We start from the raw sequence: 20,986 nt of genomic DNA on the forward strand, positions 1-20,986 counted from the left end.
AAATTAAAAATTGATTATCATGGAAAATTTAAAAAATAAAACAATAGGATCTTTTGTAGCTCAGGATTTTAGAACAGCTGCAGTGTTTTCAAAATATAGAATTGATTTTTGCTGTAAAGGAAACAGAACGGTAACTGAAGTATGCGAAAAACAAAAAATAGATTCTGATGCTTTGCTGCAAAGTGTTTATGAGGTTTTACAATCAGAAAATAATGGTTCAATAGATTTTAATTCTTGGCCTTTAGATTTATTGGCAGATTATATTGAGAAAACACATCATCGTTATGTAGAGGAAAAATCGCAGACTCTTCTGGCATTTTTAGATAAATTATGCAAAGTACACGGAGCAAACCATCCAGAATTATTTAGAATAAATGAGTTGTTTATAGGTTGTGCAGGAGAATTGTCGCAGCATATGAAAAAAGAGGAATTAGTTTTATTTCCTTTTGTAAAGAGAATGGTGAAAACAAAAGAATCTGACGGGATTTTGTCACAGCCTTCGTTTGGAACGGTATCCAACCCAATTGCAATGATGATGCATGAACATGACAATGAGGGAGAACGTTTTAGAGAAATTGCGAGTCTGACAAATAATTATACACCTCCTGCAGATGCTTGTACAACGTACAGAGTAACTTTTGCAATGCTTAAAGAGTTTGAAGAAGATTTACATAAACATATTCATTTAGAGAATAATATCTTGTTTCCCAAAGCTGTTGCTCTAGAGAAAGAATTTATTGAAGTCGAATAACGATTAAATTTTAATAGTCGAAAACACCGATAAATGTCAAAGTATTGAGTATTATCGGTGTTTTTTATGGCAACTATTTACTACTTTTAATATTCTTAAAATGGAATTATTTAAAATGTATTCTCAAAAAAACTGGATTATCTGCTGTTTTTTTAATTTCTTGATTGCTTGTGTTTTCGGGTTGTTAATGCGGTATGTGTATCTTTTTCCTTTAGACTTTGTAAATTATAGTTTTCTGTTGCATGCACATTCTCATGTGGCGATGCTGGGCTGGGTTTATATGATGGTTTATGTTTTAATTGTATACTTTTTTATTCCGAAAGAAAAAAATGAGAAGCCTATTTATGGTCGTTTATTTTGGTGTACCGAAATTGCGGTTATCGGAATGATGGTTACTTTTCCGGTTCAGGGTTATGCATTGCTTTCGATCATTTTTTCAACCATGCATATTGTATTGAGTTATCTTTTTTGCAGATTGGTTTGGAAAGATAGTTTTAAAGACAAAACTCCTGCAGTCAGATTTTTAAAAGCATCTGTTTTATTTATGGTTTTGTCCACTTTTGGAGTTTGGTGTTTAGGTCCTGCGGTTAGTACGCTTGGCAAGCAAAGTGCATTTTATCAAATTGCCATTCAGTTTTTTCTCCATTTTCAATTTAACGGCTGGTTTTTGTTTGCCGTTTTAGCTCTGTTTTTAAAACAGTTTCAGCATGCAATTGAGGAACGAAAGTTTAAGATGTTTTACTCTCTTTTGGTCGTTTCGATCTTTTTAACAGTTGCATTTCCTATTCGATGGTTTCTGGAAAATAACATTTTGAATTGGATTAATACTCTTGGAGTCGTATTCCAATTGCTTGCTTTTATTTACTTCTGCAAAATGTTGAAGCCTCAAATAGTCGAATTTAAAGCTAATTTGAATCAAACTGCAAAGTTGTTTTATAGTTTAGCATTGTGTTCTTTATTTTTAAAAATCGGGATTCAATTATTGACAATTTTCCCGAATATAGCCGAAGTTTCACATCAAATTAGAAATTTTGTAATTGGCTTTATTCACTTAACAACTTTAGGAATTATAACCGGTTTTTTGTTTGGAATATTAGTCCAAAATAAGATGCTTTCAGGTAATTCTTCTTTAATGAAAAATGGAGCAAAGTGCTTTATTTTAGGATATATTGCTACCGAAGTTTTGTTGTTTTTTCAAGGAGGGCTTTTCTTTTTTGGAAAAGGCACGATGGAGTTTTATTATCAAAGTATTTTGATATTTAGCTTGCTTCTTGTTTTGGGATTAGTTTTAATGATGATGTCAATAAGAAAAGGTCATTCGTAAAACAAAAAAGCCCCAGCGGGACGATATATTTATAGAATGTTTGTTTGCGATAGATAAAAGCATCAGTGTGGCGACACATTTTAAATTATATTGAACAGTATATATCGCTCCGCTGGAGCTTTAAAACGGGACTATAATATTGTCTATAAATATGCAGCTTCTCCGAAGTTATTGATGTAATGATGATCTCAATAAGAAAAGAGTATTAGTAAAACAAAAAAGTCCCATAGGTACCATATATTCATAGAATGTTTGTTTGTGATAGGTAAAAGCCCCAGCGAGGCGACATTTATCAAAAGGCTTTATAAACAAAAAACAAGAGCCGATCCATTCCTAAAATCTACTCTTGTTTTTCTACTAATCAACCTATTTATTATTTCTAAATTTTTTCTGCTTCTTGATTTATTGTTGTTATGGTTTTATCATTGTTTACGCCCAAACCTTCTTGCTGAAATATCAATTCTCCATCCGGATTAAAAACGCTTATAATATTAGAATGCGAAAAATCTATTGGAGAGATCTGTTTGTAATTAACAGCCAAAACTGCTGCAAACTCACGAGTGTTTTCTTCTGATGAACGTAAAAACAGCCAGGGATCTTGATTCATTTTATTGGCAATTGCAAAATCTTTTAGTTTTTCGGGGGTATCAGTTTTGGGATCAATACTCACCAAGATAAGTTTTACATGCTGTTTTGTGTTTTTATCAAGTTTTGATTCAATATCTCTCATATCTGCTACTAATCTTGGACAGGCAGCTTTACAACTAGTGTAAATCATTACCATAACAAGAACGTTTCCTTTTAGACTTTTCAATTCAATATCTTTCCCGTCCTGAGTTGTCCATTTTGATGGCAAATTGTAAATTGATAAATCACTAATCTCTTTGTTTACAGGTGCTGAATCTTTTTTCTTGTCAGACTCTTTGCAGCTTTGCAAAGAGAATAAGAGAATAAATACAGCAATTATTGTTTTTTTCATTTGAAAGTAATTTAAGTTATCGTTTTGGGTTTGTATCGCTGGCACATCTAAAACCTAGATTTCGAGTTGAATACTGTGCTTTAAGACTTCCTCTAAAAGCGTAACGCATAAATGCCGCATAATCCATCAAATCTGTTGCATTTACAGAACCGCTTCCGCAGAATAAATTCTTGTCGCTGCTTTTGTCTTTTCTCGATTCTCCAGATAAAAAAATGCTGTTAAAATCTGACGTCCACTCCCAAACTAAACCATGCATATCGTAAACCCCCCAATAATTTTTGAAAGTTTTCCCAATTTGATTTTCGTAAGTTCTTGATTTCTCATACCAAGATAAGATGTATTCGTTGAATTGTTTTTTAGTTCTGGCGTCGACTTTTTTTTCATCGGCCATAGCCACATATTCCCATTCATCCATTGTAGGTAATCGTTTTCCTTGGCATTCACAGTATTTTTTGGCAGCAAACCAAGAAACACTTGTTACTGGTGATTTAGGATTTGCACTTCCAAAATCAAAATCATTAGTCCAATACGACAAATAACTTTTGTCAGCAAAAATCCCTTTTATTTTAGATTTTGAATATGAAGGATTTTTTTTGATGAAGTTTAAAAACTCACTATTTGTAACAGGATAAATATCCATGTAGAACGATTTTACAACTACAGGTTTTTTGGAGGTGGCTCCGTAAAGAGGGACAAACGAGCCCTCTTTTATCGGAACCATTCCAGATTCTTGAGCTTTTAATCCTGTAAGCATCAAGAAAAGAATAAGAATGAAAATGTTTTTTTTCATGCGAAAAATGTTGCTGTTATCTTAGCGCTTTTACCATTTCTGGCGTTACTTCGGTTTTATTATTACCCCAGCTGTTATAGATGTAAGTTAGAACATTTGCTATTTCATCATCAGATAAATTCTGAGCCGGCATTACATTGTTATATTTTTTACCATTAACAGTAACCTCTCCGGTTAAACCATGTAAAATAGTATTGATAGAACGTTTTGGATCGGCATTTAAATAATCTGATTTTGCTAGAGGAGGGAAAGTACCAGGGATTCCTTGTCCTTCAGATTGATGACAAGCAAAACAAGTCGTTCCAAAAATTTCTTTTCCAATATTAATTTTTTCAGCAACAGTACGTTTTGGAATTGCTGTTTTTGCAGCTGAGCTTCCCGGCATTTTCTGAATAGTTCCGCCTTCAGGTAAATAAATACCTTCTTGAATTGTTCCTGAGTAAATGTTTTTGTTTTCTTTTCCTTCCACTTTCAGCATTCCTAAAGCACCTTTGTTAAATGCTCTAAAAATAGAGTGGTCAACTAATATAAAAGTTCCCGGAGTTTCAACTTTAAAATCGACGATGGCAGCTCCGCCGGCAGGAATTAAGGTAGTTTGAACATTTTTGTTAATTACACTTCCGCCTTCAACATGAACACTATCGAATATTTCACCAATAACGTGGAAAGAAGAAACTAAGTTTGGACCTCCATTACCAACATATAAACGAACAGTTTCGCCTACTTTAGCAGTCAATTCGCCGCCATTTGTTAAAGCTCCTACTTTTCCATTAAATACTACATAATCTGGAGTTTCTTTTACAGCTTTGTTCATATCAAATGCTTGTAATCCTTTTGCGCCATATTCTCCCTGAGTATAAAAATCTCCCTGCATAACGTAGTATTCCTTATCAACAGGAGGAAGTCCGCCTTCTGGTTCTACTAGAATTAAACCATACATACCATTTGCAATATGCATTCCTACTGGAGCAGTAGCACAATGGTAAACATATAAGCCTGGATTAATTACTTTAAAACTAAAGACTTTTTCATGTCCTGGAGCCACAAGTGATGAGGTTGCGCCACCACCTGGACCAGTTACGGCATGTAAGTCTATATTGTGAGGCAGTTTGTTGTCTGGATGATTTTTTAAGTGAAATTCGACTTCATCTCCAACACGTGTTCTAATAAAGCTTCCCGGTACAGATCCTCCAAAAGTCCAATACGTATATTTTACGCCGTCGGTCATTGTACCTTCTTGTTCTTTAATTTCCATGTTAAGTTTTAACTTCATAGCAGTTCTGTTTCCAACTGGTTTTGGAACCATAGGAGGTGCAGTAAGTTCTGCATTCATTTCTCCTTCGGTCATGATATCTGCATAGTTTTTAGCTTCTTCTTTTTTACAGCTTCCTAAAAAAAGAGCAATAAAGAGTAAGCTTAAAAAGAGACTCATTTTAATCTGAATGGTATGTTTCTTTTCCATAAGTAATTGGTTTTGTTTTCATTTTAAATTTTAATCAAAAATAAAAGACTATTTTGTCTTTTATTATGATAAAAGTCATAGAATGGTTACTAATATTTCGCTTAATTAATTGTAGAATTATCATTTTTTGGTAAAATTATATTAACTCAAAATGTTTATACTATTCAAAAAAAAGGCAACTATTTGGGGATAAAAAAACAGAAATAAAAAACAGCACTAAAACTAAATCAGACTGTTAAAAAAATATATAAAAGAATACTTTGAATATCAAATATAAAAAAAATACTATAAACTACAATATTGATAACTTTGGTTCTTGAGTTTTTTTTCTTGATTTGTAGAATTCAAATGCGAATAAATTTATTTATGAATGATGGCTTTTTTTTAAAATAAAAATAAATGACTGTCTGAATTTTAGAATAATAATGATTATTTTTGCTCGCTGATTAAGTTAAAAATATTACTACACTATATTATGGTAAAAGATTTATTCGAAAGAATTCAAGAAAATAAAGGACCTTTAGGAAAATGGGCTTCTCAAGCAGAAGGTTATTATGTTTTCCCAAAGTTAGAAGGAGAGTTAGGTCCTAGAATGACATTTCACGGAAAAAATATCCTAAACTGGAGTTTAAATGATTATTTAGGTTTAGCAAATCACCCAGAAGTTCGTAAGGCAGATACTGATGCAGCAATTCAATTTGGAGCGGCTTATCCAATGGGAGCTCGTATGATGTCTGGACACACAACTTACCACGAGCAATTAGAAAATGAATTAGCTTCTTTCGTAATGAAAGAATCTGCTTATTTATTAAATTTTGGTTACCAAGGAATGGTTTCTATCATTGATGCATTGGTAACTAAAAATGACATCATTGTTTATGATGTTGATTCGCATGCTTGTATCATTGATGGAGTTCGTTTGCATATGGGTAAACGTTTTACTTACAAGCACAATGATCTTGAAAGTATGGAGAAAAACCTGCAGCGTGCTACAAAAATGGCCGAAGAAACTGGCGGTGGTATCTTGTTTATTACTGAAGGTGTTTTTGGAATGCGCGGACAACAAGGTAAATTGAAAGAAATTGTTGCAATGAAGCAAAAATACAATTTCCGTTTATTAGTTGATGATGCACACGGTTTTGGTACTCTTGGTAAAACAGGTGCTGGTGCAGGTGAGGAGCAAGGAGTTCAAGATGATATTGATGTTTACTTCTCGACTTTTGCAAAATCAATGGCTAATATTGGTGCTTTTGTTGCAGCAGATAAAAAAGTTATTGATTATTTAAAATACAACTTACGTTCGCAAATGTTTGCTAAAGCGCTTCCGATGATCCAAACAATTGGTTCATTGAAACGTTTAGAATTATTGCGTAATTCATCTTCAATCAAAGATAAACTTTGGGAAAATGTAAATGCATTGCAGAACGGACTTAAAGAAAAAGGATTTAATATTGGTGATACAAATACTTGTATTACACCAGTTTATTTGGAAGGAAGTATTCCTGAAGCAATGGTAATGGTAAACGATTTAAGAGAAAATTACGGTATTTTCCTTTCTATTGTTGTTTATCCAGTTATTCCAAAAGGAATTATTTTGTTAAGAATGATTCCAACAGCTTCACATACTTTAGCTGATATTGAAGAAACATTAACGGCATTTGAAGCGATTCGCGAAAAATTGGTTAACGGAACTTATAAAGAAATTGCAGAGCGTACAACTGTTGACGTTTCGTAGTTAATTTAAAAAATAATATTTCCTTAAATGGAAATTATGTAAAAAAATCCATTCTGTTATACGAATGGATTTTTTTTATTTGAAGTAACTTTAAATTTGTAATCAGAAAATAAAATTAATAATTATGAAAAAGCTACTTATACTAACGACTCTAGTTTTGACTGTTTTAGTTTCTTGCAAAAAAACAACAGATACAGAACCGATTCAAATTACTCCAAGCGCCCCAAAAGAGGCTCAAATAGAAGAACCTGCAGGTGATCAATGTTATGCTTTAAGAACAAATGGAAATGTGATTGAATTGAGTTTTAATGTAAACTCGCACCAAGAGGTAAACGGAAAATTAAATTATAATATAGCTGGAAAAGATAAAAATGAAGGAACTCTAATTGGAAACATGAAAGGCGATACGCTTATTGCTGATTATACTTTTACTTCTGAAGGAGTTTCATCTGTACGAGAAGTTGCATTTCTGCAAAAAGACGGAGCGTTAATAGAAGGATTTGGAGATGTTGTTCAAGCTAACGATAAAGTTACTTTTAAGGACAAAACCAAACTGAAGTTTGATCAAAAAAACACATTGACTAAGACAGATTGTAAAGTAGAATAGTAAAATGTTATCGATACAAAAAATCCATTCGTTTATTGCGAATGGATTTTTTTATATTTTCAAATCAGATATTGATTTTTACAACTAAATACTTTTAAAGGTATTTTAAATATGTTTTTCTTTGGCAGTGAATTTTTGGATCAAAGTTTTTCCATAGTAAATGAATTGCAGTATTCTCTGCTAATTCTGGAGTTCTGATGCAGTTTACAATTCCTTTTTCAGAAAAAGTTTTGAAATATTCATCAAAAATAATTGCGGTAACTCCTTTATTTTGGTAATCTGGGTGAACACCGATAAGGTAAAAAACTACATCTTTACTTTTCTTTCTTGCTTTTAAAAGATGAAGAAAACCAAATGGGAAAAGTTTTCCTTTAGCTTTTTGCAGTGCCTCGGTAAAACTTGGCATAACAATACTGAAAGCGACTAAGTTATCATCTTTATCAACTACAAATTTTATGTATTCAGGATTGATAAAACTGATGTATTTCTTTTTAAAATACTCCTTTTGAACATCTGAAATCGCAACAAACGAAGCTAATTTGGCATAACTTTCATTAAACAAATCAAACATTTTGTCGACATGCGGCATAATATCTTTTGTTTTAGTGAAATTAAGAGCTCTAAGTTCATAGCGTTTTTTAATTAAGGCTTGTGCTTTAAGAAAAAATTCTGGTTTTACATTCGAAAAGGGAAATATACTTTCGATGTATTCTTTTTCAACCTGAAAACCTAGTTTTTCAAAATGAGTTACATAGTATGGATTATTGTACCAAGTAATCATCGTTCCAACTTGATCAAAACCTTCTGTAAGAACACCAACTTTGTCTAAATTAGAAAAACCCATTGGGCCTTCGGCATGTTCAAGGTTATGTTTTCTTCCTAATTCAAATACTTTTTCGAGCAATGCTTTTGTAACCTCTATGTCATCAATTACATCAAACCATCCAAAACGAACTTTTCTTTTATGCTGATTATTTACTTCGGCCCAATTGATAATTGCAGTAATTCTTCCCACAATTTCATTGTTTTTATAAGCAAGATAAAAGTAAGCTTCGGCATTATCAAAAGCAGGGTTTTTTGTTTTATCAAAAGACTCTAATTCATCAGCAATTATTGGTGGAACCCAATATGGATTGTCTTTGTATAACGAAAACGGAAATTTGATATATTCGGTTAATTCTTTTTTAGTTTTAGCTTCTTTAATTGTAATCATTAAGGTGGTATTATAAAAATTCTCTTAGCTCAGAGAGTTTGGTTATTAAAATTTATTCGTACTTAGCCTTGCGTTTTCTTTCTCTTGCCTGATAATCTATTTCTTTTTCATTTTCAGGATTCTTTTTAGCCCTTTCATTATTTTTTAGCTCGATTTGTTTTTCTTTATACCATCCGTCGTAACGCCAAGAAAAACCAACACCGCCATATAAAACAGATGGAGTATTTTTAAAATTTGTACTTATCGAAGCGTCTATCTGCATATTTGGCGATAAAAGATAAGCTGCGCCGCCGCGAACGATTGCATCACTGTAGAAATCACTTTTATATCCTTGATTTTCAACAAACCCAGACCATTTTGCATTAAATCCGTGTGTTAAAGTTAATACGTAACCATAACTTGGATAATCAGTGCCAATATAATCAGCAATAATATTGGTTACAAAAACCCATCTTCCGCCTCCAAATAAGTTTTGTGTAACCAAGGCAACTTTTGGAGAAATCTCGCCATCACGAGAGAAATAATAAGGATTGTCGGCACCAACAAAATTTGCTCCTGCAAATATCGAAACTGCCGGAATTAGCTCACGCCATTTAAAACTGCGATTGGCTTTATAGCTGTAGATGTTTACTTCGTCTTTATAATTTTTGTAAGGGTCATAAATCAAATATTTGGCCCCTAAAACAGTTTGTCTGAAATTGCTTTTTTTGTAGCTGGTGTATGGAGTATCAAAGTTTTCCATTTGATATTGCAAATCAACAATAAATTCTAACTGTTCTAAAAAAGCACCATATCTTATTGTAAAATCCGTACCAAAACCACTCGCGTCGTAGTCTAGTAAATCATGTTTTTCTTTAATGCCATAAACGCCAATTTCTGCTTGAATAACAGATTTTCCAACAGCATAAGCAGACATAGTTTCCCCAGGTCTGTTTGAGTTTATTACATCAGTGTATTGAGCAAAGAAAAATTGTGGTATTAAAAGAAGAGATGTAGAAAGTAAGTTTTTAATTTTCAACATAAATGTATTTTTTGATTAAAAAGCTATAACGCATTTCAAATGTACTATATTTTATTATTTATTTAAGATTGATATTTTAATTTTAAACAATGGATTTATTAATTTTGACAAAAATTATACAATTATGCAAGAAGCATCTTTTTCAGGTTTAATAAAAGCTATATGTTATATAATAGCATTTTATTATATTTTTAAATTTTTAGCTAGAATCTTTTTGCCAGTATTGGTAAAAAAAGCAGTTGAAAAAGCAGGAGAAAATTTTCAGAGACAACAACAATATAGTCAAGATAATTCTTGGCAGCAAACTCGTAACACTACAAAAGATGAGATAATCATCGATACCGCTAATGCAAAAAAACCTCGCGAAACCAAAAAGGTTGGGGATTATGTTGATTACGAAGAAATAGATTAAGTTTGTATCCTAAAAAATAGGATTCATCATTTAACCAAACCTGCCAAAATTGAAAATAGTAAATAAGTTCTATCCGCATGCCCTTGTAATTCTGGGTTTTATTCTTGTATCATTAGTTTATTTTTATCCTGTTCTGCAAGGAAAACAGATTTTTCAGTCAGATATTGCTCAATATACCGGAATGGCAAAAGAGCAGAATGACTTCAGGGCTGCTGAACACACAGAACCTTATTGGACAAACTCTGCTTTTGGCGGAATGCCTACTTATCAGTTAGGAGCAAATTATCCGAATGATTTTATTGGTAAAATTGACGATCTTTTGCGTTTTTTACCACGCCCTGCAGATTATCTTTTTCTATATTTCATAGGGTTTTATGGTTTGTTATTGGTTTTAAAAACAGATCCATTAAAAGCCTTTATCGGCGCACTTGCCTTTGGTTTTTCGACCTATTTAATTATAATTCTTGGAGTTGGTCATAATGCAAAAGCGCATGCAATTGCATATATGCCTCTTGTTATTGCTGGATTTATACTCGTTTTTCAAAAAAAGTATATTTGGGGAGGTCTGCTCACCATGTTTGCGGTTGCATTAGAAGTTAATGCGAATCACTTTCAAATGACCTATTATTTATTGATTTTCTTATTGATACTTTCGGGTTATTTTGCTTTTACTTTTGTAAAGAATAAAGAATACAAACCGCTTTTAATTGCAATAGGTACGCTGGCTGTAGCGGGAATTTTTGCTATTGGTGCTAATGCAGCTAATTTAATGGCTACCAGCGAATATGCTAAATTTAGTACTCGTAGTAACAGCGAATTAACTTTTAATCCTGACGGAACTAAAAAGACAAACGAAAATGCTTTAAGCAGAGAATATATTACCGAATATAGTTACGGAATCGCAGAAAGTTTTAATTTAATTGCGCCGAGACTTTTTGGAGGTTCAAACCACGAAAATGTTGGTGTTGACAGTCGTATGTATTCGTTTATGATAGAGCAGGGTGTGCCGGCAAGTCAAGCCGAAGATTTTGTATCGGGAATGCCTACATATTGGGGCGACCAGCCTATTGTTGCCGCGCCAGCTTATATTGGAGTTGTTGTTTTTTTCTTGGCAGTTTTAGCATTGTTTATTGATGATAGAAAAATAAAATACGTATTTCTTTCAGGAGCATTGGTTTCATTAGTTCTTTCATGGGGAAAAAACGTTTCCTTTCTGACCGACTTTTTTATAGATTATGTTCCGATGTATGATAAGTTTAGAGCAGTATCTTCTATTCAAGTAATTTTAGAATTATGTTTCCCTGTACTTGCAGTAATGGGATTGCAATCGTTCTTTAAAGCTAAAGAAGAACCAAAACTACAGCAAAAAGCTTTGATTCAGACAGGTGTTTTTGGTTTGGGAATCATTGTTATTTTAGTAATTGCAAAAAGTTCTTTTCACTTTACAGGAATGAATGATCAGTACTTTTTAGAAAGTTATGGACCAGCTTTTGTTGATGCTTTGAAGGAAGATAGAATGTCATTGTACTCTGCAGATTTACTTCGATCTGGATTTTTTATAATTGTAACTTTTGGAGTTTTATGGTTATTTATTAAAAATAAATTTTCTCAGACTACAGCTTTAATAATTGTTGCTGTGCTGATGATTTTTGATTTGTTTTTTGTGGATAAAAAATATGTTTCGGCTAAAGATTTTGTGAGCCCTGTTCAAATTGCTGCTCCATTTCAAGAAACACCTTCAGATGTTGAAATATTAAAGGATACTACACATTATAGAGTTTTTGAAATGAGCGGAAATATGTCAAGTGCAAGAGCTTCTTATTTTCATCATTCTATTGGTGGTTATCATGCTGCAAAACCAAGAAGAATTCAACAGTTATTTGATTACCAAATTGCGAATAAAAATAAAAACATGAATTTGGAAATACTTAACATGTTAAATGTTAAGTATGTTATTCAAACCGATAAAGAGGGTAAAGATATTCCAACGCAAAACCCTGATGCAAATGGAAACGCTTGGTTTGTAAGTTCAGTAAAATTGGTTAACAAACCAGACGATGTAATGAAAGCTTTGAATTATATCGATACTAAAAAAGTTGCAGTATTCAATGTACGTGAACATGAAGGTAAATTTAGAAATGCCCGATTGAAAAAACAATGGGATACAACGGGAACAATTAAAGTGGTAAAATATAAACCAAATTATATTAAATACCAATCCGACAGTAAAGGCGATGCTTTGGCTGTTTTTTCTGAAATGTATTATAAAAATGGCTGGAATGCTTATGTTGACGGTCAATTAACAGATCATTTCCCTGTTGATTATGTTTTAAGAGCTATGGAAGTTCCTGGAGGAAAACATACTATTGAGTTTAAGTTTGAACCTCAGGTTGTAAAAACAGGAGGAATCATTAACTTGGCTAGTTCAGTAGGGATGATGTTGCTTTTAATTGGCGGGATTTATTTTGAAAGAAAAAGTAAGAAAACAGAAAACTAAAACTCTTGTTTGTTTTTAAATTAGGTTTTCATATGATTTAGAGTAAAATCAATTAAAATGATTGCCATGTCTTAAATAACTTCTAAATATTTACACTTTTAAACAATAAACAATTTTCCTTGGAACAAAAGAAGCTCTTAATTATCACGTACTATTTTCCACCAGCAGGAGGACCGGGAGTACAACGTTGGTTGAAATTTGTAAAATATCTTCCAGAATTTGATGTTCAACCTATTGTTTATGTTCCAGAGAATCCAACTTATCCAATTGTAGATGAAGGTTTGGTAAGTGAAATATCTGACAAAGTAATTGTACTAAAAAATAAAATTTGGGAGCCTTATCAATTGGCCTCTATTTTTTCAAAAAATAAAACGAAGAAGATAAGTTCGGGAATTTTTCCGCATAAAAAAAAGCAGACATTTTTAGATAAGACTTTTCTTTGGGTTCGTGGTAACCTTTTTATTCCAGACGCGCGTGTTTTTTGGGTAAAACCTTCGGTTTCTTATCTTGAAAAATATATTAAAGAAAATAATATTGATACGATCGTAACTTCTGGACCACCACATAGTTTGCATTTAATTGGTTTAGAATTAAAAGAAAAACTAAATGTAAAATGGTTTGCAGATTTTCGTGATCCTTGGACAACAATTGGCTATCACAAATCACTTCGTTTGTCAAATTATGCTGCAAAAAAGCATAAAAATTTAGAACATAAAGTTCTTAATACGGCTGACACTATTATTGTAACGAGTAAAACTACAAAAACAGAATTTCAGGCTATTACCAATAAACCAATATCGGTAATTACAAATGGTTATGATCTTGAAAAAGTAGAAAAAGAACCACTCGACACGAAGTTTACTTTAGCGCACATTGGTTCTTTTTTATCAGAAAGAAATCCAAGATTTTTATGGGAATGTCTTGTTGAACTGGTTAATGAAATTCCGGATTTTAAAAAGCATTTAGAAATTAAATTAATTGGTGCCGTAAGTCAGGAAGTTTTAGATTCTATCGAAGAATTTAAACTGAATGAGTATTTAAATCTTTTAGGATATGTTTCGCATAATGAAGCAATCGCGCATCAAAAAAAGTCACAGGTTTTACTTTTAATCGAAATAAATTCAGAGGATACTAAAAGTATTATACCAGGAAAATTGTTTGAATACATGGTCTCAAATCGACCAATAATTGCGATTGGTCCACAAGGTTCTGATTTTGCCGATATTATTACAGAAACTAATACAGGAGTATTTTTTGATTATTCTGAAAAAGTGAAACTAAAAAGTGTAATTTTGGACTTTTATAATCAGTTTTTGGAAGGGAAACTACAGTCTTATGGCGTTGGTTTACAGCAATATTCAAGAAAAAACCTTACCAAACAATTAGCACAGTTAATTAGTTAAAACAACAATTTCAAAATTAAAAGAGAGCAGAAAATCAAAAATCTAAACTCTACAATCTAAACTCTGCAATCAAAAAATGGGTATTGTCTTAAATCAGTCTTTCAAAAATACTATTATTACCTATATAGGTTTCGGAATTGGAGCCATTAATACCCTTTATTTATATCCTGTTTTTTTAGGAGCAACCTTTTATGGTTTAACTAATTATGTGACATCTTGCGCAAATGTTATCATGCCTTTGTTTGCGATTGGAATGCAAAATACATTAGTAAAATTTTATTCGCAGTATAAAACTGAAGAGGAAAAATCTCGTTTTTTATCCTTTACTGTTTTATTTCCTTTGCTGTTAATAATTCCAATTTTACTGATTGGTCTTGTTTTTTATGATGAGATTTTATTCTTCGTGTCAAAAAAGAACGCAATTGTAAAAAGTTATATCTGGTTAATACCATTTATAGGATTATGTATGGCGTATTTTGAAATTTTTTATGCTTGGCTGCGAGTAAATATGCATTCCGTTTTTGGAAACTTTGTAAAAGAAGTTGGATTGCGATTATTTTCATTATTCCTATTAATAGGTGTTTATTATGATTGGCTTAGCGTAGAAGGTTTTGTGTACGCAACAGCAGGTTTGTATTTTTTGGCATTCTTGATAACCATGCTATATGCATTCAGCATTCAGAAACCAACTTTTCAGTTTACAATACCAGCAAATACAAAAGAAATATTAATATATACCTTTTATATTATTTTATCGGGAAGTGTTGCTAATTTGCTTTTAGATGGCGATAAGATGATGCTAAACCAATATATGCAGATTGAGAATATTGCGTTCTATTCTGTGGCGACTTACATTGCTTTAGTAATTTCGGTACCAAGTCGTGCGATGCATCAAATCGTTTATCCGATAACGGCAAAATTAATGCATGAAAATAAGTATGACGAATTGAATATACTTTATAAAAAGACTTCTATCAATTTACAAATGGTAGGTGGATTTGTAATGCTGTGTATTTTTGTCAACATCAATCAGCTTTATGAATTGGTGCCTAAAGAATACAGCGGCGGAATTTCGGTTGTATTTATGATTGGTTTATCAAAATATTTTGACCTGATTTTAGGAAACAATAATGCCATTATTTTTAATACAAAATACTACCGTATGGTTTTGTATCTTGGTTTAATGTTAGTTGTTCTTACTGTCATTTTAAACATGATTTTTATTCCAATTTTCGGAATATTCGGTTCGGCTTTTGCAACTTTATTATCAATTACTCTATACAGTTTAGCAAAACTTCTTTTTGTGGTAAAAAAACTTCATTTGTACCCTTTTACAAAAGAGACAATTTCATCAATGGTATTAACTTTTGTTTTGTTTCTATTGTTTTATTTCTGGGAATTCCCATTTTATCAATTGATTAGTATTGCTTTGAAATCAATTTTGGTAACCATTTTATATGTTTATCTGAATTATAAATTTAATATTTCGCCAGATATTAATAAAGTAATAGATACCCTTTTAAATAAAATTGGGATTAAAATTTAATACGATTTTATTGCGAAACAGTAAAGTAATTTAAATTTGAATCTATTTTGTTTTTATATTTGTTAGAAAGGATCATTTACAGCTAACATTATATGAAAAAGAAATTACTTTGTTTTTTAGCGATTTTCATTGTTTTATTTTCATCTTTAACTTTTGCTCAAAAAGATAGTCTAGATGTATCAAAAAAAGCTGCTGTTGAACTAAAACAAGCAAAATTTCCTGTAAATCCTTTTAAGGATACTTTATTCTTTGTTTATAACAAAGTTGGGTCTTTTTCTGCCGAAAACAGGGCGAAAGCGATTACCGAGAAAATTAGAAAACTTTATGAGGATTCACTTTTTGATTCAGATTCACTTGTAATTATTCCTTCAGATATTTCTCAAGACATCGTTTATAAAGATGATTTTATTATTATGTCAATTCTTGACGTTGATGCAAAAGCTGAAAACCAGACCCCAGAATTTATTGCAAAACGCAATTTGTCTTTAATAAAGAAAGCAGTAATTTATCAAAATGAAAATTATTCGATGCTGCCAAAAAGACTTGGGTACACAGCCTTGTTGATTTTGATTATTGGCAGTATATTGTATTTTGTTGGTAAACTTTTTAACCGAGTAAAACTCTATATTTTAAAAAACAGCGATAAGTATTTTAAAGGTTTTAATTATAATAATATTAAAATTTTATCACCTCAAAAGCAACAGGCGCTCGGAATGCAGTTGTATGGTTTTGTAAAAGGTATTATTCTTGTTTTAATAGTTTATCTTTCACTTCCGCTGTTGTTTAGCATTTTTCCTGCTACAGAAGCTTACACAACAACATTGCTGCGTTGGATTCTTACGCCAGCAAAATCAGCCGTTATGGGGTTTGTTGACTTTCTGCCAAGTTTAGTCACCATTATAGTTATTGTTGTTATTTTTAGATATACCATAAAAGTGATTAAGTTCTTTTTTGAAGAAATTAAAAAAGAGAATATTAAAATTGACGGTTTCTACAACGATTGGGCAATGCCGACATTTAATATTGTTAGATTTCTATTGCTTGCCTTTATGGTAGTCATTATTTTTCCGTACTTGCCTGGTTCAGAATCGCCAATTTTTAAAGGAGTATCTGTATTTGTCGGGGTTTTATTTTCATTAGGTTCTTCAAACGCAATTGCAAATATGGTTGCAGGTTTAGTAATTACGTATATGCGTCCGTTTAAAATAGGTGATTTTATAAAAATTGGAGATGTAAGCGGTGAAGTAATCGAGAAAACAGCTTTAGTTACCAGAATTAGAACGCCTAAATTTGAAGATATAACAATCCCAAATTCAACAGTTTTATCAAGTACGTCAACCAATTATTCATCAAATACGAAACAAGTTAATAATGGTTTATTAATTCATACTACAGTTACCATTGGATATGACGTTCCGTGGAAAGATATCCATAAGGCTTTGATAGATGCTGCACTAAAAACACAAATGATCGAACAAACGCCGCCGCCTTTTGTTTTACAGACCAGTTTAGACGACTTTTATGTATCGTATCAAATAAACGTTTATACAAAAGAACCTACAAAACAGCCATTAATTTATTCTTCATTGCATCAAAATATTCAAGATGCTTTTAATGAAGCCGGAATCGAAATTATGTCGCCGCATTATAGTGCTTTAAGAGATGGTAACATGACCACTATACCAGAAAATTATTTAAAAAATGATTATAAACCTTCATCATTTAACATTAAAAATAAAGATTAAGTTATTGTTAATGTATTGATATACTGTTTTAAAGAATCAATTTTAACAGTTGTTTATTTTGTAGTTTTAATTTTAAAATATAATTTTAGGTTAAATTTTTAACGTTCCATTTTATTGAAAAAAAACTAAATGGTTTAATAGGATATGAAAAGGCTCTGCTGATGTTTGTTTTTGAATGCAGTACTTAATTGGGAATTGTTGAGAATTTAGAAAATTTCGCATACAGACTAAACCAAAATGAAGGATTATGAAAAACAATCATCTCAGTCCGGAACAAAGTGTACAGGTGTTTTCGAATATGATTTCAAACAAAGTTCATAACGGATTTGTATTAGAAGAGAGAAATGATGAATTACTTTTCGCAGTTCTTTCAAAGGGCGGAAAAGCAGTTAACCACGGTTTGAATTTTATTATTTTTTGTTTAACCCTTGGATTATGGTCATTTGCATGGCTGTATCTTACAATCGAGGCCTCAAAACAAAAAAAAGTACTAGTTGCCATCGATGAAGATGGTTTTCCTTTTGAAGAAAAATGTTTACTGGCGTAAACGTTCCTAATTTTAAAATAACAAAGCCATAAATTAATATCATAAGCTGATATAATTTATGGCTTTTTTTTTGAAGTATAGAAAACTACAATTTATCTTTCAAATAAATTCCAGTAACAGATTCTTTTACTTTAACAATCTCTTCAGGAGTTCCTGCTGCTAATAAGTGACCGCCGTTTTCTCCGCCTTCAGGTCCCAAATCGATAATCCAGTCCGCACATTTAATTAAATCAAGATTATGTTCAATCACAATTATTGAATGTCCTTTTTCGATTAAAGCATCAAATGAAGCCATCAGCTTTTTAATGTCATGAAAATGAAGCCCAGTTGTAGGTTCATCAAAAACAAATAGAGCTTTATCTTTTGTTGCTCCTTTTACTAAAAATGAGGCCAATTTGATACGCTGTGCTTCACCACCGGAAAGAGTAGAGGATGATTGACCTAATTGCACATATCCTAAACCAACATCTTGTAAAGGCTGTAATTTTTGCGTGATTTTTGTCTGTTTATTTTTTTCGAAAAAAGCAATAGCATCATCGATCGTCATAGTCAGAATATCGTTGATGTTTTTATCGTCAAAATTAATCTCTAAGATTTCTTTTTTGAATCGTTTTCCTCCGCAGGTTTCACAAGGCAGAGAAACATCAGCCATAAATACCATTTCAACATTTATAGAGCCTTCTCCTTTGCAAGTTTCACAACGTCCGCCGTCAACATTAAAAGAGAAATGTTTCGCCTGATAACCTCTTATTTTTGATAATTTTTCTTTAGCATACAAATCACGAATATCGTCATAAGCCTTTATGTACGTCACAGGGTTTGATCTGGAACTTCTTCCAATCGGGTTTTGATCTACATATTCAATATGTTTTATTTGCGAGAAAGAGCCTTTAATTTCACTAAATTGTCCTGCTTTTTCTGCAGCATTTTCCAGTTTTTTCTGCATGGCTGGAAATAAAATCTTCTTAATCAAAGTACTTTTTCCACTTCCTGAAACTCCTGTAACCACAGTTAGAATATCTAAAGGAAAAGTAACATTAATATTCTTTAAGTTATTTTCTCTTGCGCCAATAATATTAATATGATTTTTGAATTTTCTTCTTCTTTGAGGAACTGAAATCTCTAAATCTCCATTTAAATACTTAGAAGTAAGCGAATCTGATTTTAGGATTTCTTCATAAGTTCCTTGAGCAACCAGTTTTCCTCCAAAAGTTCCTGCTTCAGGACCAATATCAATAATCATATCAGCCGCTTTCATAATATCCTCATCGTGTTCTACCACAATTACAGTGTTGCCTAAATCACGCAGCGAAAGCAAAACCTTAATTAATCTTTCAGAATCTTTTGGATGAAGTCCAATACTAGGTTCGTCTAGAATATACATAGAGCCAACTAAGCTGCTTCCTAACGAAGTGGCTAGATTAATACGCTGTGATTCTCCTCCCGAAAGTGTTGAAGAGTTTCTATTTAAGGTAAGATAATCTAAACCAACTTCGGTTAAAAACGATAAACGATTATTAATTTCGACCATCAAACGTTTTGCAATTTGCTGCTCGTAAGTATTTAAATTGATGTTTTTGAAAAAAGTAACTAAATGTTTAATAGGTAAATCAACCAAATCTGAAACCGTTTTTCCGTTGATTTTTACATATGAAGCTTCTTCACGAAGACGTTTTCCACGACAAGCGTGGCATTTCGTTTTTCCGCGGTAACGCGACAGCATTACACGATTTTGTATCTTATAATTTTTCTCTTCAAGTTCTTTAAAAAAACTGTTTAGACCTTGAAAATATTGATTTCCTGTCCAAATTAAGTCTTTTTGACTATCAGAAAGTTCAAAATAAGGTTTGTGAATTGGGAAATCAAATTTATATGCATGTTTCACTAATTCATCTTTGTACCAGCTCATACTTTCGCCTCGCCAAGGATAAATAGCGCTTTCAAAAATAGAAAGCGAAGTATTAGGAACAACCAAATCGGCATCGATGCCAATTATATTTCCGTAACCTTCACAAACTGGACAAGCACCATACGGATTATTAAAGCTGAATAAGTGAACATTTGGTTCAAGAAAAGTAATACCGTCTAATTCGAAATTATTAGAATAAGAAAATCGTTTATCTGAACCCAATTCTTGCAGATAACAAATTCCTTTTCCTTCAAAAAAAGCAGTTTGAACAGCATCAGCAAGACGATTGTAAAACTCTTCCTCTTCCTTTACAACAATACGATCAATAATTAATAAAATATCTTTGTTATCTAATTGATGTAGGTTTTCTGCAGAAAATTCATCTAAACGCACCATTTCATTTTCGACCAGAATACGAGCAAAACCTTGTTGTAATAATACTTTAAGTTTATCTTCGAGCTGTCGTCCTTCTTCAAGATGAATAGGAGCAAGAAGTAGCCATTTACTATCGATTTCTAATGTTTTTACATCAGAAACAACATCAGAAACAGTGTTTTTTTTAACTTCCTGACCAGAAACAGGAGAATAAGTGCGTCCGATTCTGGCAAACAAAAGTTTAATATAATCGTAGATTTCTGTTGAAGTTCCTACTGTAGAACGAGCATTTGTAGTGTTTACTTTTTGCTCAATTGCAATTGCCGGGGCAATACCTTTAATATATTCTACTTTTGGTTTGTCTAAACGCCCCAAAAACTGACGTGCGTATGAAGATAAACTTTCTACATAACGACGTTGTCCTTCGGCATATAAAGTATCAAATGCTAAACTTGATTTTCCTGATCCTGAAAGACCTGTAATTACAACAAGTTTATTTCGCGGAATAGCAACATCTACATTTTTTAAATTATGTACTTGTGCTCCTTTTATTATAATATTTTGTTTTGGGTCGAGTGTAGAAAGATCGATTTGCATAAAAAATGTCAATTTTTACAAAAGTAATCAATTTTGAATTGAGTTTAGTTAAGGATATTGTTCCAAATTTTAA

General features: G+C 31.9%; 16 protein-coding genes. 10 read left to right on the forward strand and 6 right to left on the reverse strand.

Annotation, left to right across the window (positions count from 1 at the left end):
* Positions 1 to 19 precede the first annotated feature (19 nt).
* Together ric and BOW57_RS07880 are read left to right on the forward strand one after the other, a co-directional pair.
* Complete coding sequence (gene ric, locus BOW57_RS07875) at positions 20 to 751, forward strand: iron-sulfur cluster repair di-iron protein (RefSeq protein WP_129053660.1); 732 nt, start codon at positions 20 to 22, stop codon at positions 749 to 751.
* Between the two features lie 100 nt (positions 752 to 851).
* Positions 852 to 2,075 (forward strand): hypothetical protein, encoded by a 1,224-nt coding sequence (locus BOW57_RS07880; protein ID WP_129053661.1) that lies wholly within the window; start codon positions 852 to 854, stop codon positions 2,073 to 2,075.
* A 379-nt stretch (positions 2,076 to 2,454) separates the two neighbouring features.
* On the opposite strand, the gene BOW57_RS07885 is transcribed toward BOW57_RS07880, so the two are convergent.
* From BOW57_RS07885 to nirK, 3 genes are read right to left on the reverse strand one after another with little or no spacing between them, the layout of a single operon-like run.
* Complete coding sequence (locus BOW57_RS07885) at positions 2,455 to 3,054, reverse strand: SCO family protein (RefSeq protein WP_129053662.1); 600 nt, start codon at positions 3,052 to 3,054, stop codon at positions 2,455 to 2,457.
* Positions 3,055 to 3,070: 16 nt separating this feature from the next.
* The gene (locus tag BOW57_RS07890) at positions 3,071 to 3,844 is read right to left on the reverse strand and encodes a formylglycine-generating enzyme family protein (protein WP_129053663.1); all 774 of its coding nucleotides are present in this window, start codon (positions 3,842 to 3,844) and stop codon (positions 3,071 to 3,073) included.
* 16 nt (positions 3,845 to 3,860) lie between these two features.
* Positions 3,861 to 5,276, reverse strand: coding sequence for a copper-containing nitrite reductase (gene nirK / locus BOW57_RS07895; protein WP_370432028.1), 1,416 nt, complete (start codon positions 5,274 to 5,276; stop codon positions 3,861 to 3,863).
* Between the two features lie 505 nt (positions 5,277 to 5,781).
* On the opposite strand from nirK, the gene BOW57_RS07900 reads away from it, so the two are divergent.
* Positions 5,782 to 7,041: an aminotransferase class I/II-fold pyridoxal phosphate-dependent enzyme gene (locus tag BOW57_RS07900; protein ID WP_129053665.1), complete on the forward strand. Its 1,260-nt coding sequence runs from the start codon at positions 5,782 to 5,784 to the stop codon at positions 7,039 to 7,041.
* Positions 7,042 to 7,165: 124 nt separating this feature from the next.
* Positions 7,166 to 7,648 carry a hypothetical protein gene (locus BOW57_RS07905; protein WP_129053666.1) on the forward strand — a complete coding sequence of 161 codons (483 nt, stop codon included), beginning with the start codon at positions 7,166 to 7,168 and terminating at the stop codon, positions 7,646 to 7,648.
* Between the two features lie 94 nt (positions 7,649 to 7,742).
* Here the strand turns inward: BOW57_RS07905 and BOW57_RS07910 are convergent, their stop codons facing one another.
* Positions 7,743 to 8,861 (reverse strand): GTP cyclohydrolase, encoded by a 1,119-nt coding sequence (locus BOW57_RS07910; RefSeq protein WP_129053667.1) that lies wholly within the window; start codon positions 8,859 to 8,861, stop codon positions 7,743 to 7,745.
* Between the two features lie 52 nt (positions 8,862 to 8,913).
* Positions 8,914 to 9,882, reverse strand: coding sequence for a transporter (locus BOW57_RS07915; protein WP_129053668.1), 969 nt, complete (start codon positions 9,880 to 9,882; stop codon positions 8,914 to 8,916).
* 124 nt (positions 9,883 to 10,006) lie between these two features.
* On the opposite strand from BOW57_RS07915, the gene BOW57_RS07920 reads away from it, so the two are divergent.
* The 6 genes from BOW57_RS07920 to BOW57_RS07945 all read left to right on the forward strand — a co-directional run bounded on the left by BOW57_RS07920 (position 10,007) and on the right by BOW57_RS07945 (position 18,032).
* The gene (locus tag BOW57_RS07920; RefSeq protein ID WP_129053669.1) at positions 10,007 to 10,294 is read left to right on the forward strand and encodes a DUF4834 family protein; all 288 of its coding nucleotides are present in this window, start codon (positions 10,007 to 10,009) and stop codon (positions 10,292 to 10,294) included.
* 49 nt (positions 10,295 to 10,343) lie between these two features.
* A complete protein-coding gene (locus BOW57_RS07925; protein ID WP_129053670.1) occupies positions 10,344 to 12,791 on the forward strand; it encodes a YfhO family protein in 2,448 nt (815 codons plus the stop codon).
* A gap of 119 nt (positions 12,792 to 12,910) precedes the next feature.
* Positions 12,911 to 14,194: a glycosyltransferase family 4 protein gene (locus BOW57_RS07930; RefSeq protein WP_129053671.1), complete on the forward strand. Its 1,284-nt coding sequence runs from the start codon at positions 12,911 to 12,913 to the stop codon at positions 14,192 to 14,194.
* Between the two features lie 76 nt (positions 14,195 to 14,270).
* On the forward strand, positions 14,271 to 15,740 hold the full coding sequence (locus BOW57_RS07935) for an oligosaccharide flippase family protein (RefSeq protein WP_129053672.1): 1,470 nt from the start codon (positions 14,271 to 14,273) through the stop codon (positions 15,738 to 15,740).
* A gap of 92 nt (positions 15,741 to 15,832) precedes the next feature.
* Positions 15,833 to 17,485 carry a mechanosensitive ion channel family protein gene (locus BOW57_RS07940; protein ID WP_129053673.1) on the forward strand — a complete coding sequence of 551 codons (1,653 nt, stop codon included), beginning with the start codon at positions 15,833 to 15,835 and terminating at the stop codon, positions 17,483 to 17,485.
* Positions 17,486 to 17,732: 247 nt separating this feature from the next.
* Positions 17,733 to 18,032: a hypothetical protein gene (locus BOW57_RS07945; RefSeq protein WP_129053674.1), complete on the forward strand. Its 300-nt coding sequence runs from the start codon at positions 17,733 to 17,735 to the stop codon at positions 18,030 to 18,032.
* An 85-nt stretch (positions 18,033 to 18,117) separates the two neighbouring features.
* Here BOW57_RS07945 and uvrA read toward each other — a convergent pair whose 3' ends face one another.
* The gene (gene uvrA / locus BOW57_RS07950; protein ID WP_129053675.1) at positions 18,118 to 20,913 is read right to left on the reverse strand and encodes an excinuclease ABC subunit UvrA; all 2,796 of its coding nucleotides are present in this window, start codon (positions 20,911 to 20,913) and stop codon (positions 18,118 to 18,120) included.
* Positions 20,914 to 20,986 lie beyond the last annotated feature (73 nt).

Origin of the sequence: Flavobacterium sp. YO64 (assembly GCF_004119505.1) — a bacterium.
Lineage (GTDB): Bacteria > Bacteroidota > Bacteroidia > Flavobacteriales > Flavobacteriaceae > Flavobacterium > Flavobacterium oncorhynchi.

Excerpts from the sequence above, each read along its gene's own strand:
- BOW57_RS07880 (WP_129053661.1), top strand. The coding sequence starts at position 852 with ATGGAATTATTTAAAATGTATTCTCAAAAAAACTGGATTATCTGCTGT.
- BOW57_RS07940 (WP_129053673.1), top strand. The coding sequence starts at position 15,833 with ATGAAAAAGAAATTACTTTGTTTTTTAGCGATTTTCATTGTTTTATTT.
- BOW57_RS07900 (WP_129053665.1), top strand. The coding sequence starts at position 5,782 with ATGGTAAAAGATTTATTCGAAAGAATTCAAGAAAATAAAGGACCTTTA.
- BOW57_RS07920 (WP_129053669.1), top strand. The coding sequence starts at position 10,007 with ATGCAAGAAGCATCTTTTTCAGGTTTAATAAAAGCTATATGTTATATA.
- BOW57_RS07885 (WP_129053662.1), bottom strand. The coding sequence starts at position 3,054 with ATGAAAAAAACAATAATTGCTGTATTTATTCTCTTATTCTCTTTGCAA.
- BOW57_RS07910 (WP_129053667.1), bottom strand. The coding sequence starts at position 8,861 with ATGATTACAATTAAAGAAGCTAAAACTAAAAAAGAATTAACCGAATAT.
- BOW57_RS07905 (WP_129053666.1), top strand. The coding sequence starts at position 7,166 with ATGAAAAAGCTACTTATACTAACGACTCTAGTTTTGACTGTTTTAGTT.
- ric (WP_129053660.1), top strand. The coding sequence starts at position 20 with ATGGAAAATTTAAAAAATAAAACAATAGGATCTTTTGTAGCTCAGGAT.
- uvrA (WP_129053675.1), bottom strand. The coding sequence starts at position 20,913 with ATGCAAATCGATCTTTCTACACTCGACCCAAAACAAAATATTATAATA.
- BOW57_RS07890 (WP_129053663.1), bottom strand. The coding sequence starts at position 3,844 with ATGAAAAAAAACATTTTCATTCTTATTCTTTTCTTGATGCTTACAGGA.
- nirK (WP_370432028.1), bottom strand. The coding sequence starts at position 5,276 with ATGAGTCTCTTTTTAAGCTTACTCTTTATTGCTCTTTTTTTAGGAAGC.
- BOW57_RS07945 (WP_129053674.1), top strand. The coding sequence starts at position 17,733 with ATGAAAAACAATCATCTCAGTCCGGAACAAAGTGTACAGGTGTTTTCG.
- BOW57_RS07935 (WP_129053672.1), top strand. The coding sequence starts at position 14,271 with ATGGGTATTGTCTTAAATCAGTCTTTCAAAAATACTATTATTACCTAT.
- BOW57_RS07915 (WP_129053668.1), bottom strand. The coding sequence starts at position 9,882 with ATGTTGAAAATTAAAAACTTACTTTCTACATCTCTTCTTTTAATACCA.